14 protein-coding genes and 1 pseudogene are annotated in these 13,600 nt (G+C 71.9%); 7 read left to right on the top strand and 8 right to left on the bottom strand.

Going from position 1 to position 13,600, the window contains the following annotated elements; translation table 11 throughout:
* The first annotated feature begins 51 nt into the window (after positions 1–51).
* From ACZ4Z1_RS22920 to ACZ4Z1_RS22910, 3 genes are all read left to right on the top strand, one after another.
* Positions 52–441, top strand: coding sequence for an SH3 domain-containing protein (locus ACZ4Z1_RS22920; RefSeq protein ID WP_468488464.1), 390 nt, complete (start codon positions 52–54; stop codon positions 439–441).
* Positions 442–670: 229 nt separating this feature from the next.
* Positions 671–1,267 (top strand): dihydrofolate reductase family protein, encoded by a 597-nt coding sequence (locus ACZ4Z1_RS22915; protein ID WP_468488463.1) that lies wholly within the window; start codon positions 671–673, stop codon positions 1,265–1,267.
* Positions 1,268–1,569: 302 nt separating this feature from the next.
* Positions 1,570–1,926, top strand: coding sequence for an STAS domain-containing protein (locus ACZ4Z1_RS22910; protein WP_468488462.1), 357 nt, complete (start codon positions 1,570–1,572; stop codon positions 1,924–1,926).
* Positions 1,927–1,977: 51 nt separating this feature from the next.
* Here ACZ4Z1_RS22910 and ACZ4Z1_RS22905 read toward each other — a convergent pair whose 3' ends face one another.
* Together ACZ4Z1_RS22905 and ACZ4Z1_RS22900 are read right to left on the bottom strand one after the other, a co-directional pair.
* Entirely contained in the window at positions 1,978–2,391 is a 414-nt protein-coding gene (locus ACZ4Z1_RS22905) for an STAS domain-containing protein (RefSeq protein ID WP_468488461.1), read from the bottom strand.
* A gap of 193 nt (positions 2,392–2,584) precedes the next feature.
* On the bottom strand, positions 2,585–3,145 hold the full coding sequence (locus ACZ4Z1_RS22900) for an STAS domain-containing protein (protein WP_468488460.1): 561 nt from the start codon (positions 3,143–3,145) through the stop codon (positions 2,585–2,587).
* 447 nt (positions 3,146–3,592) lie between these two features.
* Here ACZ4Z1_RS22900 and ACZ4Z1_RS22895 point away from each other — a divergent pair, with 447 nt between their 5' ends.
* A complete protein-coding gene (locus tag ACZ4Z1_RS22895) occupies positions 3,593–4,012 on the top strand; it encodes an ATP-binding protein (protein ID WP_468488459.1) in 420 nt (139 codons plus the stop codon).
* Positions 4,013–4,378: 366 nt separating this feature from the next.
* The gene (locus ACZ4Z1_RS22890; RefSeq protein WP_468488458.1) at positions 4,379–4,996 is read left to right on the top strand and encodes a GNAT family N-acetyltransferase; all 618 of its coding nucleotides are present in this window, start codon (positions 4,379–4,381) and stop codon (positions 4,994–4,996) included.
* A gap of 226 nt (positions 4,997–5,222) precedes the next feature.
* Here the strand turns inward: ACZ4Z1_RS22890 and ACZ4Z1_RS22885 are convergent, their stop codons facing one another.
* The 5 genes from ACZ4Z1_RS22885 to ACZ4Z1_RS22865 all read right to left on the bottom strand — a co-directional run bounded on the left by ACZ4Z1_RS22885 (position 5,223) and on the right by ACZ4Z1_RS22865 (position 11,254).
* Positions 5,223–6,062: a geranyl diphosphate 2-C-methyltransferase gene (locus tag ACZ4Z1_RS22885; RefSeq protein ID WP_468488631.1), complete on the bottom strand. Its 840-nt coding sequence runs from the start codon at positions 6,060–6,062 to the stop codon at positions 5,223–5,225.
* A 69-nt stretch (positions 6,063–6,131) separates the two neighbouring features.
* On the bottom strand, positions 6,132–7,193 hold the full coding sequence (locus ACZ4Z1_RS22880) for a family 2 encapsulin nanocompartment cargo protein terpene cyclase (RefSeq protein WP_468488457.1): 1,062 nt from the start codon (positions 7,191–7,193) through the stop codon (positions 6,132–6,134).
* Positions 7,194–7,210: 17 nt separating this feature from the next.
* Positions 7,211–8,653 (bottom strand): family 2B encapsulin nanocompartment shell protein, encoded by a 1,443-nt coding sequence (locus ACZ4Z1_RS22875; RefSeq protein WP_468488456.1) that lies wholly within the window; start codon positions 8,651–8,653, stop codon positions 7,211–7,213.
* Between the two features lie 360 nt (positions 8,654–9,013).
* Positions 9,014–10,072 (bottom strand): fatty acid desaturase family protein, encoded by a 1,059-nt coding sequence (locus ACZ4Z1_RS22870; RefSeq protein ID WP_468488455.1) that lies wholly within the window; start codon positions 10,070–10,072, stop codon positions 9,014–9,016.
* 18 nt (positions 10,073–10,090) lie between these two features.
* Entirely contained in the window at positions 10,091–11,254 is a 1,164-nt protein-coding gene (locus ACZ4Z1_RS22865; protein ID WP_468488454.1) for a ferredoxin reductase, read from the bottom strand.
* Between the two features lie 503 nt (positions 11,255–11,757).
* Here ACZ4Z1_RS22865 and ACZ4Z1_RS22860 point away from each other — a divergent pair.
* Both ACZ4Z1_RS22860 and ACZ4Z1_RS22855 read left to right on the top strand, forming a co-directional pair.
* Positions 11,758–12,594, top strand: coding sequence for a DUF1206 domain-containing protein (locus ACZ4Z1_RS22860; RefSeq protein ID WP_468488453.1), 837 nt, complete (start codon positions 11,758–11,760; stop codon positions 12,592–12,594).
* A 176-nt stretch (positions 12,595–12,770) separates the two neighbouring features.
* A complete protein-coding gene (locus ACZ4Z1_RS22855) occupies positions 12,771–13,259 on the top strand; it encodes an Asp23/Gls24 family envelope stress response protein (RefSeq protein ID WP_468488452.1) in 489 nt (162 codons plus the stop codon).
* A gap of 12 nt (positions 13,260–13,271) precedes the next feature.
* Here the strand turns inward: ACZ4Z1_RS22855 and ACZ4Z1_RS22850 are convergent.
* Positions 13,272–13,600, bottom strand: a pseudogene (locus tag ACZ4Z1_RS22850) (hypothetical protein); the annotation flags it as partial.

The following is a 13,600-nucleotide window of genomic DNA, read 5'->3' as shown; positions in this document are numbered from 1 at the left end:
CTTCAACCGGGCCGACCGTACGGGGCGCCCGCCGAGCAAGGGGGAAAGTCCATGAGCACACTGAAGAAGCGCGCGAGATGCTTCGCGGCTCTCGCCACGCCGCTTCTCCTGGCAGGGGCCACGCTCACCGTCGCGGCGCCGGCCGTCAGCGCCGCGCCTTCCGGTGCGGACGCATGTACCCACCCCGGCTGGTCGAACAAGTCCTCCGGCAAGGGAACGGCCCGCGGTGACTCCGTCAAGGTCCGCACCGGCCCCAACGAGGAGTGCGGCGTGGTCGCCACGGTCGGCACCGCCCGTGTGCTGTTCTACCACTGCTGGGTGAAGAACTCCGCGGGCAACAAGTGGACGCACGTACGGATCGACGGCCTCAACGTCGACGGCTGGGTCTACAACAAGAACCTCGACGACGGCGGTTCCGTGGACCCGGACAACAAGTGCTGATCTGACACGCCACCTGCACCACTCCAGGTGCTGACCTGACGCGTCACCCGCACGACCTCAGGAGCGGGCCCACCGCCACCACGGGCCCGCTCCTGAGGGCTGAGTGCGGGCCGGGGCTGCGGGGCCGGGGAGCGGGCGCGATGATGCCGGTGCGTGCGGCGCGGCGATCTGCGGCGCAGGAGATCCGTACCGGGGCGGACATCCGTACCGAGAGCGAGGAGCGAGTGCCATGCGTGTCGCGATCAACGAGTTCATGAGCCTGGACGGTGTCGTGCAGGCGCCGGGCGGCCCCGAGGAGGACACCGACGGCGGGTTCGCCCACGGCGGCTGGTCGCAGGCGTTCTTCGACCCGGAGACCGTGGGCGGCGCCTTCGACAGTGCGCTGAGCACCGCCGACGCCCTGCTGTTCGGACGGCGCACCTGGCAGACGATGGCCGCGGCCTGGCCGGGCAGAGGCGGCGAGCCGTTCGCCGACCGGATGAACTCCATCCGCAAGTACGTCGTCTCGCAGACGCTCCAGGACGACGAGCTGACCTGGGACAACACCGTCCGCATCCCGGGCGCCGAGGCAGTTGCCCGGATCCGTGAGCTGCGCGCGGCCGAGGGCGGCGACCTGCTGGTCATGGGCAGCCCCACCCTCGCGCGCACGCTGCTGGCCGAGGGCCTGGCCGACGAACTCCGGCTGATGATCATGCCCGTACTGCTCGGCGGCGGAAAGTCGGTCTTTCCGGAGGACGGTGGGAAGCGCACGCTCGAACTGGTCTCCACGGTCACCAGCGGCACGGGCGTGAACGTGTGCACCTACCGGGCGGCCGCCGAGGCGTAGGCGCTGTCGGGTGGGTGGCGGTCCGGGCCGAGGGCCGACGACGCCTCCGGGCCGTCCCCCGTGTCGCCTCTCGAACCGGTGCACGGATTATTGGATGATCGGCCCGCGATATGCGGTCGAACTGCGGTATTGAATGAGCAGAAACGGTCTCTGGGCGATCAGTAGAAATCTTTAGCGAAGGTTTCATTGATTCATGAACCTTCGGCTTCGTCTGCACGTGTGCGGTCCGTAAGCTGCCAGCAGCCCCGCCGCAGACCCGGTGGTGCGGGCAGCGTCGCACAGCCCCCGAGGAGTTGGCCGCCATGAACACCCGGTGCCCCGAGCTGAGGGAGGGCTGCCGGGTGGTCTGCCCGGTGGGCGAGATCGACCTGGCGACGGCGCAGACGCTCCGGGACCAGCTCAGAGGGAACGATGCTGCACCCCCCGCCCGCGTGGTCGTCGACCTGCGGCGGGTGACCTTCATCGACAGCAGCGGACTGCAGGAACTGATGAGGGCCCAGGCGCGCTGCGAGGCGGTGGGCGGCTGGGTACGCCTCGTCCACGACCACGAAGCCATCGCCCTGCTGCTCAGGCTGACCGGCTACGCGGAACAGTTCCCCCGCTACGCCGGCATCGAGGACGCCTGGCGCGGCCACCCGTCGCCTCCCGGAGAGTGGTGAGCCGGGGCCGGTACACCCCGCGGCCGGGGACAGGCGATGCCGGAGCCGCGGTCAGGCGCCCGGCCCGGCGCTCACCGGATGCGGGGGCGGCCAGGCGGGGCGGTGGTGCACGGGCAGGCTGGCCAGCGCCCGGGTCACGGTGGGGAAGACGGCCAGCACCTCCTTGCTGCCGGTGCTCTCCAGCATCCACTGCACGCGTCTTCCCACGCAGGCGAGCAGGAGACGGCCGCGGCGCCGGCTGAGCAGCCAGTGCAGCCCGAGCAGGCAGTTCAGGCCGCGGGAGTTGCAGTAGACCAGCGCCGAGCAGTCCAGGACCACATAGCGGTAACCGGCGTCCACATGGCCGCCCATCGTCGTACGGAAGAACTGCTCCCCGGCATGGTCGAGAGCTCCGCTGATGCGTACCACCGCACACGCGTCACAGTCGGCGACCATGTGGACCAGCAACCCGTCAGCGTGCGGCATGTCGCACCTCCGAGCGCGTTCGTACAACACCCATGGGGCCGGGCCGACCACGCTATCCGTACGCGGGTACGGGTACCAGGCGTGTCCGGCCCGGGGGCGGCGTCTTGCGCCACCCCTGAGAGAAAGGCCTGCGGCCCGGACGCCGGGCGCGGGCCGGCCACCCGCCAGGCAGGCGGGACCCGCGCGGGGCCCGTCAGCTGCCGTGCGGCCGCGTGGACCCGTACGCGGCCCTCCGGCGGCGCACGGCGAGGCGGCCGGAACCGCCGCCCGCCGAACGGCCGCTTCCCGCCGTCCCCACCGGGCGGGTGGCGCCGGTGGCCGGCAGTAAGGTGAACGGCTGCGCCAGCGGCACGAGTTGCAGTACGCGGTACACGCAGCGCGGCGGCTGGCGCAGACAGGTCCGCCCGCCGTGCGCGGCCACACGGGACCGCACCTCGCACAGCCACTGCAACCCGCTGCAGTCGAAGAAGGTGACCTGGCTCAGGTCCAGCACCACCGTGCGTACGGACGGGGAGGACACCTGGGACAGGGCGGGACGCAGACGCCGGGCGAGCTCCAGATCCAGGTCGCCGCGGACCGACAGCAGCAGCGTCTCCCCGTCCCGCCGGGCGCGCCAGCACGGGCCTTCGCTCTTGAGGTACGAGCTGGACAGCCGCCTGCGGGGCGCGCCGTCGGGCCGCCACCAGCGGGCACCGGGACGGACGGGGCGGCGGGGGGTGCCGCGGCCGCGGAAGCAGCGGGAGAGTCCGGTCACAGGCGTCTCCTCCGTCGGTGGACGAGTCCCGGCCCGCAGGGAGGTGGCCGGGCAGTCATGGCCGAGCGTGTGGGCGGTCCGGTGCCGTTTCCAGGGCGTTCGCCGACCCGCCCGTCGGCTTCATCCGATCTGATGCCCCCGATTCCGTAGGGACAAGCACGCGCCGCCGGAGAGTCCCACCGGAGGCACGCGGCCCCCGGACACCTGGACGGCCGCCCCGTCACTGTGCGAGGCAGGCCACCGGCCGGATCCGCGGCGCTCGCGGCGGGGACGGGCGGACGGCGTCCGTGGACGGCGTTCACGTCGCCGTACGACCCGTACTACGGCGGAACCGTGCGTGGCCGTCACTCGAACGGGGCATGGGTGGTACAGACCAGCCGCCGCGATCCGGCCACCGAGGCGCAACCCGAGGGGGCCGACTGGCCCTTGGGGGGAGTGAGCCGAACGTTGCGTACCCGTCGCGCCCGCGTCCGGACGACGCGGGCCGAATACCTCTTACCCCACGCCCGCGAAACCGTCTTCTGGGCCCGTTGGCTGACCGCCGCCTTCCTGACCCGGGACGGCAGCACCGGCCCCGGAGCCTGCCACGCGGACCCGGCGGACGCCTTCCTGATCGTCACCGAACTGGTCGCCAACGTCACCCGCCACACCCGCAGCAGCTGCCGGCTGCGTCTGTGCGTCCAGGACGGCACCCTGACCGTCGAGGTGAGCGACGACAGCCCGGTCCGGCCTCGACTCCGCCCGGCCGGCGACGGCGACGAGAGCGGCCGCGGACTGCTGATCGTGTACGCCCTCGCGCACACCCTCGACGTCCTGGACGCCCCGACCGGCGGCAAGACGATCCGAGCAACCCTGAGCGCCGGGTGAAGGCCCACCGGATCCCTGCCCCGGACGCCCGCCCCGCCGCACGGCAGGCGCCGCTGCGGCGCCGGGCGGCTCGGGCATCGTGACGCTGTTGCCGTCACTCTGTGAACCCGGCCAGACGCGGGTGAAGTACAGGGTCGCGCTCACCGTGGTGGCGAGCTGCCCCCAGCGCACCAGCGGTCAGTTGGGAGGACATGTTGACGCCGGTGCTGTTCTGCCGGCCGGTCGTGCCGCCCACCGTGAACGTCTGCGACAGCGGCGCGCCGGAGTTGTCGTACCGGACCGCCGAGGCCCACGCGGAGCCGGGCTCGCGCGCCGTCCCCGCAAGCAGGCCACCCGCCGACCGGGGAAGATCAGCAGAGGTGCAGAATGACCGATGTGCCGATAACGAACACCCCGCAGAGGGCGACGGTCGACGACGCCCGACTGGTCAGCAGCACCTTGGCCCGCGCCTTCGACGACGACCCGATGATGCGCTGGTTCTTCCCCGACGACTCCTCCCGCGAGACCGGGCTGGGCCGCTACTTCACCACCTTGTTCACCCGGCAGTACGCCCTTCACGGCGTGTGCGAACGCACCGACGCGGCGGCCGCCTTCTGGGTGCCGCCGGAAGGGCAGGCGAAGGCCGTCCCCGACGCCGAAACCGTCCAGGAGCTCCAAGACATCCTCGGTGACCGGGCCCCGCTGTTCCGCGACACCGTCATGATGGCGGCCGAGCACGCCCCCCAGGAACCGCACTGGTACCTCGCGGTGATCGGTGCCGACCCGGCGGCCCAGGGCCAGGGACACGGAGCCGCCCTGCTGCGCTCGGGGCTGGCCAAGGCCGACGCGGCAGAGCTGCCCGTCTACCTGGAGTCCTCCAAGCCGGCCAACCTCCCCGTCTACGAGCACTTCGGCTTCGCCGTGCTCGGGGAGTTCCAGCTCCCGGGCGGCGGGCCGGTGCTGTGGTCCATGCGGCGTGGCCCCCGCACCTCTGACGGCGCCTGAGAACCGACGAACGGGCTGCTGACAGAGCCGTAACCGCGTCGCGGGCCGACCGGGAAAACCCTCGGAACGCCCGCGACCCGCGTGCGACAGCGGCGCCGGGGCCGGCAGCAGCCGGCGCGCCGCCCGCGAACGGCGCGAACGTTTCTCCGGCGGCGGCCCGGCCCTGAGGACGCGACGGCCCCGCCGGGCGGCCCGCGGCCGGCCCGGCGGGGCTCCGGAACCGTCCTCAGATCCGGTCGGCGGCGATCAGCAGGTACTGGAAGCTGCCGTTGCGGTACGCGGTCAGAAAGGTTTCCTCAATGCCCGTGACCAAGTGGTCGGCCTGGCGGCGCAGGTCCCAGTACGGGAGCGTGGCCTCGGTGAGGTCCTGGACGTGCACGGGCACCAGCCGGTGGCGGGCCATCGCGCGGAAGTACGCCGACCGCGGGTGGATGTCGCAGATGTAGTGGGCGTTGATGAGGGACACCTCGCGGGAGGCGCGCCCGTAGGCGTCGTTGTAGCAGCCGGTGATCACCACATAGCGCCCGCCGCGCCGCAGCAGCCGCGCGTGCTCGGCGAACAGCAGGTCCAGCTCGACGTACATGGTCGACTCGTTGTTCCAGGACGCCGCGTACGCGCCGGTGGCGAAGCCGGTGTCGAGCATGTTGCGGTGGTGGTAGCGCACCTTGTCGTCGATGCCGCGCTTGCGCGCCTGCTCGTTGGCGAAGTGGGCCTGCTTGGCGGAGATGGTGGCCCCGTCGGCGTGGCAGCCGTGGCGCAGGTGCGCGACCACGCTGCCGCCGCCGCGTCCGCACCCGGCGTCGAAGACACGGTCGGCGGGCGACAGTGCGCCGAGGTGGGAGGCGAGGAGTTCGGCCTGCGCGTGTTCGAGGCGGTGCAGTTCGCCGGTGATGCGTTCGCGGCGCCGGACGGGGTCCGGCCCGTCCAGCACGGACCGGTCGGCGTCCCCGATGCCGTAGTGGTGGTGGTACAGGTCGTCGATCTTGCCGAGTTCCAGATTGACCGGGTTCTCCTCGGCGTTCCAGTAGTCCGCGACGCGGTCCTGGTACGTGGACTGGGTCGGCATGAGAGGGCGTGCGGCGGGGACGTGCGCGGTGGTCAACGGTGACTCCTTGCCGTGGTGCGCTGGATCGGTCTACCAGTAGTTGGGCAGGTGGTAGCGGTCGGTGTTGGTGGCGTGCCATGCGTGGTTGCCGGCCACCCAGTCGGACAGGCTCCGGGTGTAACGCTCCACGAGGGGGGAGGTCCCGGCCAGTTCGGCCGCCTCCGTCTCGTACGCCTCCATGACCTGGTTGTGGATGTCGACGCTCTTCAGGTAGGCGGCCTTCAGACCGCGCTTGTCGTTGGCGGCGACCACCTGGGGCAGGTTGAGGTGGTCCGGGTCGCTCGCCAGTTCCTTGGTGAAGGAGTACAGGTCGTTGACGATGGTCGTGGCGTTGCAGGCCAGGGCGGTGATCCGCTGGATCTCCGGACGGGCGTACACGGCCTCGGGCAGCTCGTAACCGTCCACGGCGTCGACGATCGACAGGCAGGGACGGAAGTTGTTGAACTGCCGCATCACCAGGTACTCCCAGACGTGCGGCACGTGCCGGGTCTCCGCCCAGGACGCCTCGGCGAGATAGCCCAGATGCAGCCGGGCGATGTCGTGGACGAACCGGCCGGCCTGGCTGGGGGTCGCCAGGGCCGCGTAGTCCTTCAGGGCCCAGTAGTACGAGCGCAGGGGCCCGTCGGCCTGCACCCCCTGACGCCACTCCTCCTCCGTCTCCGGTGTGCCGTGGAACGGGTCCAGGGCCGACTGGGCGATGATCAGGCGGCCGCCCAGGCCGCGGCGTGCGCCGCCCTTGCCCTCGTCCTCCTCGCAGTAGCAGGTGTCGACGATGTTCTCGGCCAGCAGCAGTTTGCCCGCGGTGGTGAGGCGGTCGAGGTCGGCCGCGGCGGGATGCTGCAGGACGACGGCCCGGCCGAACTGGAAGTCGGTGAAGTCGCCGGACCACTGCGTGGGGAACAGGTCCAGCCGGCGGGCCCAGTCCTCCAGCCTGCGGTCGACTTCCGCGGCCCTCTCCGGGTCGGCCGGGGCGGCGGGCCGGTACCTCAGCCCGGGGACGGCGCCGCCCCCGCGCCGGGCCGGCCGGGTACGGGCGAGGCTCGGCGGGCCCGGCAGCCTGAACGCGGTGGTGGTGGCAGGGGGTGTGCTCATGGTCCGTACTCCACTGGTCAGTCGGCGGTCCGGCCGAGCTGGACGTTTTCCAGGACACCGGCCGCGTCCGGCACGAGGATGGCCAGCGAGTAGTAGGCGGTGACGAGGTAGTTGATGACGGCGGCCTGGTCGATGCCCATGAACCGGACGTTCAGGCCGGGCTGGTGCTCCTCGGGGAGACCGGTCCGGTACAGGCCGACGACGCCCTGGTCGGCCTCACCGGTCCGCAGCGCGATGATGCTGCTGGTGTGCGTCTCGCTGACGGGGATCTTGCCGCACGGGAAGATCGGGACTCCGCGCCAGGCGGGGACCTGGTGCCCGTTGACGTCCGCCGCGCCCGGTACCAGACCGCGCTTGTTGCACTGCCGGAAGAAGACGGCGATCGCCTTCGGATGGGCCAGGAACAGCTGTGTCTTACGGCGCATGGACAGCAGCTCGTCCATGTCGTCGGGGGTGGGCGGGCCGGTGCAGGTACTGATGCGCTGCCCGTGGTCGGTGTTGTGCAGCAGCCCGAACTCCCGGTTGTTCACCAGCTCCCACTCCTGGCGCTCGCGGATCTCCTCCACGGTGAGCCGCAGTTGCTGCTGCGTCTGGTCCATCGGCTCGTTGTAGAGATCGGCGACCCGGGAGTGCACGCGCAACACGCTCTGGCTCAGGGAGAGTGGGTATTCCCGAGGGCTGAGGTCGTAGTCGACGAAACCGCTGGACAGCGTCGGTTCGCCGACGTGCCCCGCCTGCACCGGTACGTCCGCCTCGCCCCGGCGGTTCATCGGGCGCCGCTGCCGCTCCGCGTACGCGTTCACATGCGCGGCCAGGGAGGGCACGCGGTCGGTGAACTCCCGAATCGCGTCCCAGGGCAGCACCAGCAGGACGCCCGCGGTATCGGCCCGGACCGACGTCAGCCACAGCGGATCGGGCCGGCCGATCGCCTCGTCCCCCAGCTGGTCGCCGTCCGTGACGATCCCGACGACCTCCTCCTCGCCGTACTTGCCGGGGGCGTAGCGGGCGAACCGGCCGTGCACGACGAGGTACGCCTCGGTGGCGGGCTGCCCCGCCTCGAAGAGGACCTGCCCGGCCCGTACCTCCCGGACCCGGAAGCGGCCGGAGATCTCCTTGAGCACTTCGATGTCGCTGTAGCCGCGCAGGGCGGGGAGCTCGGTGAGGGTCTGCGGGATCACCTTGATGTCGTCCGCGCCGTTGTGCTCGAACTGGACGCGGCCCCGCCCGATCCGGAGTTGCAGACGCCGGTTGACCCGGTAGGTGCCGCCCTTCACGTCCACCCACGGCAGCGCTTTGAGCAGCCACCGGGAGGTGATGGCCTGCATGTGGGGTTCGGTCTTGGTGGTGGTCGCCAGCCGGCGCGCGGCCTGGGTGCTGAGGCTGGTGAGCACGCCGTCCGCGGGCGGACCGGGAGCGGGCTCTTCGACGGCGGAACCGGGGACACGGTCCGGTACGGGCACTTTTCCTCCCGGAGGCGAACAGGAGTGAGACGAACGGCCGTTGGTGAACAAGAGGGCCGTGTGCAGCAATAAGCGAAACAGGCGGAAGTGTGCCGCCGGTACGGCGCGAAAGGGGGCGCCTTGGCCTCCGGGAGGCGTAAACATCGGGGAGTTGGCAGAAGGCGCGCGGGGGGCGCTGACGTACGCCCCTCTCACCTCGGGGCTCGGCCGTCGGGCGCCGCACAGGTCAGTGGTGAGGATACGGGTGCGCGGAGCTGCGGAGCGGTGACCGCGTGCCAACTCCTCGGCAGACGGCGGCGCGTCGCCATCGGCCGAGAGGGCGACCAGCCGCTGTCGGCCCGCGTGCCGTGCTCGCTCCGCTCAGCCCGGGAAGGCGTGGCGCAGGATGCGAGCCCAGGTGGAGGCGTACTGGCGGTGCAGCGGGCCGGTGACGTACGGGATGCCGTAGGTCTCGCAGATTTTGCGCACCCGGTGGGCGATCTCGGCGTAGCGGTTGCTGGGCAGGTCGGGGAAGAGGTGGTGTTCGATCTGGTGGCTGAGGTTGCCGCTGAGGACGTGGAAGAGGGGGCTGCCCTGGAGGTTCGCCGAGCCCTGTATCTGCCGGAGATACCACTGGCCACGGCTCTCGCCCTCGATCTCCTCTTCGGTGAAAGTCTGCACGTCGTCCGGGAAGTGGCCGCAGAAGATGATGGTGTGCGCCCAGACGTTGCGCAGGGCGTTGGCGGTGAGGTCGGCGAGGAGGCACGGCACCGCCGACGGGCCCGCGAGGAGGGGGAACAGTACGTAGTCCTTGGCGCATTGGCGCAGGGCCTTGCGGGCCGTCCCCGCGGCGTCGGCGAGGAAGCGGCGGAGGCTCTTGCGGCCTTCGACGACGGCGTCCGCCTCCAGGTCGTACAGCGCGATACCCCATTCGAAGACCGGCGCGAGGAGGGCGGCGTAGAGCGGTTGCAGGAGGTGGACCGGACGCCAGCGCTGGTCGGCGCTCATGCGCAGGACCGTGTAACCGAGGTCGCGGTCGCGTCCGACCACGTTGGTGTAGGTGTGGTGCAGGTGGTTGTGGGTGTGCTTCCAGGCTTCGGCGGGTGAGGGGAAGTCCCACTCCCAGGTGGTGGAGTGGACGGCGGGGTCACCCATCCAGTCCCACTGCCCGTGGAGGATGTTGTGACCCAGCTCCATGTTCTCCAGGACCTTGGCGGCGGTCAGCATGCCGGTGCCCGCGAGCCAGGCGGGCGGAAGCAGCGAGATGGCGAGGGCGGCCCGGCCCCCTGCCTCCAGTCCGCGCTGCACGGCGATCACGGTGTGGAGGTAGCGGGCGTCGGCGGCGCCACGGTCGGCGACGACGTCGGCGCGGATCCGGTCGAGCTCCTCTCCGAACTCCTCGATCCGGTCGGGGGTCAGGCCGGGGACGGTGGCGGCCACGGCGTCTCCTTACCTTGCCTAGATGTCCAGGGCGAGCGGACTCGCCGCGGTGTTCACACAGGTTTGGACCAGCTTCCCCGGCTCGCCGTGCACCTCGCCGGTCCGCAGATCGCGTACCCGGCCGTGCAGGAGTGGTACCAGGCAGCCGAAGCAGATGCCGCGGCGGCACCCGTACGGCATGGGCACCCCCGCCTGCTCGCCGGTCACCAGCAGCGGGACGGCCGCCGCGGTCTGCGCCTCGACGCCGCTCCTGGCGAACCGGACCCGGCTTCCCGCGGCGCCGGGCTCCGGCATACGCGGTGGGGTGAGACGGAAGCGCTCGGTGTGCAGCCGGCCGGTGAGGCCGGCTGCCGCCCAGTGCTCCTCGATCGCGGCCAGCAGGCCGGGTGGGCCACAGGCCCAGGTCTCGCGGGCCCGCCAGTCGGAACACAGGCCGGTGATGTCCGCGGGGGTCAGCCGGCGTGACGGCGGGGCCGGTCCCGCCGGCCCGGCGGGGGAGGTGCGGGGCCGGGTGTGCCGTTCGTGGAAGCGGAACCACGGCAACCGCGTTGCCATGTGGCGCAGTTCGGTGCGGAACAGGCACTCCTGCGGTGTGGGAGCGCTGTGCAGGAGTACGACGTCCGGGCGGCCGGGCCACCGGGTGCGGCGCCTGGCCAGCGTACGCAGCATCCCCATGACCGGCGTGATGCCGCTGCCCGCCGACACCAGCAGCATCCGGCGTGGCGGCGGATCGGGGAGGACGAACTCCCCCTGGGCAGGGCCGAGTCGCAGTACGGTGCCGGGCGGGGTGCGGCGGACCAGCGGTGGAGAGACCCGGCCCCGCCGGTCCGCCTTGACCGTGATGGTCAACACCGCACCGGCTCCGCCGGGAGGGGAGGTCAGCGAATAGGTGCGCCAGTGCCGCACGCCGTCCAGTTCGACACCGACCGGCAGATACTGTCCGGCCCGGTGCCCCGCCCAGCCGCGCCCCGGCCTGATGACCAAGGTGGCGGCGTCGGGCCCTTCCGGCCGCACGGCGACGACCCGGCCCGCCGGGTGGCGCGCCGACAGCAGTGGATCGATCAGCCCGAGGTAATCGTCCGGTGCCAAGGGGGTGGTCAGCAGGGCAGCGGCCGACAGGACCCGGTCGCCGATCCAGCCGGTGATCCGACCGGGGAGCAGTGAAGGCGCGGGCGGATACATCTGCGCGTTCCTCCTCTCAGGCCGTCCGCGGTCACACGAGCAGGGCAGAACGTTGCACACATCCGGTGCTTCTCCGGCAGCGGCCGGCCCGAAGCCGCGGCCACCGCCAGAGAAACACAGGCACCCGGCAGCCGGGCGTAGGCGAGGAGGGAATCCCGCCAGTTGCCCCGCCCGCTGGCCTCCTGTTCCGGGCCACGGTCAACGCGGGCCGCGCATGACCACTCGTCGCGGCCTGTACTTTCCGTACGGGGGACGGGACACCGGAACACCCCGTGAACGACCGAATGAGGACGGCCCGACAGGGCGCCGGTTCCGGCGGAGGCGGCTCAGGTACCCGGCCGGAAGCCGTCGCCCGGCCGCCCGGAGCGTGGCCCTGCTGCGCCGCCCACGCCCAGAACACAGGACTCCCCCCGCACACCGTGCGTCGTGCTTCAAATGCACCGGCCGGGGCACACGGTGGCACCAGGACGCGCACCGCGCGCCCCTGCTCCGGGGAGGGCACCGTGACGTCGTCACACGCACGTGGGTACGGCCGGGCCGCGGGTTCCACGGCCCCGCGCACCGCCCAGAAAGAGTCGCTGACCGCTGCGGGACGGGCGGGCTTCGCCGCACGGGGCGTCGTGTACGTCCTCGTCGGTGTGCTCGCCGTCCAGATCGCTTTCGGAGACGGCGGTGAGTCGGCGGACCGCCAAGGAGCCCTGGGCCAGGTCGCGGCACAGCCCTTCGGGGGTGTGATGCTGTGGGCCCTGGCCGCCGGATTCGGCTGCATGGCGATCTGGCGGGGCGCCGGCGCCGTGCTGGCCAAGGGATCCGCGCGGAAGGTCCCTGCGCGGTTGCTCAACGGTGGACGGGCGGTCTTCTACGCCGCGGTCTGCTGGACGACCGCGGCCCATGCCGCGGGGAGCGGCGGCGGCAGCAGCGGCAACGCGCAGTCGCGGGACTGGACGGCATCGGCGCTCGAGCTGCCGTACGGCCGGGTGCTCGTGGCCCTGGCCGGCGCCGTCCTGATCGGTGTCGGCGTGGTGCTCGCGGTGCGGGCGGCTCTGCGGCGCTTCCTGCGGAAGCTGGACACCGGCGCGATGAGTCACCGTACGCGGCAGGCCGTGACCGGCATGGGCGTGGGCGGAGGCGTGGCGCGGGGGCTGGTGTTCGCCGCGGCGGGGATCTTCGTTCTGATCGCTGCCGTCGTCTTCGATCCGCACCGGGCCAAGGGCCTGGACGCGACGCTGCGCAGCTTCACGCAGACTCCGGTGGGCCCGTGGCTGCTGGTGGCCGTCGCGGTCGGGCTGGTGCTCTTCGGCGGCTTCTCCTTCGCTTCGGCCCGCTGGCGCCGTCTGTAGTTGGCGCTTCTCCCCCCTCGCGGGCTCCGACCGGGTTCCCATCGGGGCCGCGGCCGGGACGGGGACCACCGTCGCCGCCCCGCCGTCTCGTCCGTGTGCCGACCGGTGGCCGGGGTACTCGGCGGGTACTCACCGTGGAGCGCAAGAGCGGTGGGAACCGAAGGAGGTGGCTTCGCATGGCGGAGTCGATCAGTCCGGCCCGGCAGGAGGCCGTGCTGCCCCGTGCCACCGGTGGCACGGTTTCACAGACCGGGCAGCCCGGATCCGCGCAACTGTCCTCACCGCGAGGGAAGACGACCATCGCGGACGGGGTCGTGGGGAAGATCGCCGGGATGGCGGCCCGCGAAGTTCCCGGAGTTCACGCGCTGGGTGGCGGGCTCGCCCGGACTTTCGGCACAATGCGCGAGAAGGCCCCCGGCGGCACGCCGAACATGGGCCGCGGGGTCAAGGTCGAGGTCGGTACGCGCCAGACCGCCGTGGACCTGGCGGTGGTCGTCGAGTACGGAGTGAGCATTCCCGTGATCGCCGCCGATGTCCGTGACAACGTGACCGTGGCACTGGAGCGGATGACCGGCCTGGAAGTCGTCGAGGTCAACATCGCCGTCAACGATGTCCACCTGCCTGACGAGGAGGTGGCGGAGAACATCGAAGTACGGGCGCGGTGACCCGCTCCGCCGTCATGGCGCCGCTGGGGCGCGGAGGTTCCCGTGCGCCTGCGCGCCCTCGTCGGCCACCCGCACCGGGGCGCGCTTTCCCTCCTCTGCGGTACTTCGGACGGGCGTACCGTCGGCTCCTTCCGGGCAGGCGCTGAGAGCCAGGAGGGCCACGTCGTCCGCCGGGCCTACGGGAAACGTGGCCAGCAGAGCGGTGAGGTCGTCGATGATGGCGACTGCCCGGGGTGCCGTACTGGCGGCTGCGTGGTGGGTGAGGTGTGCGGCCAGGCTTTCCTCGTCGAACCGGGCGCCGTGGGAGGTGCGCGAGGCGGTGAGGCCGTCGCTGTGGAGCA

The organism is Streptomyces sp. NPDC030165, from assembly GCF_055573595.1.
The sequence above is the reverse complement of the archived record's forward strand: the minus strand, read 5'-3'. Positions and strand labels throughout refer to the sequence as shown.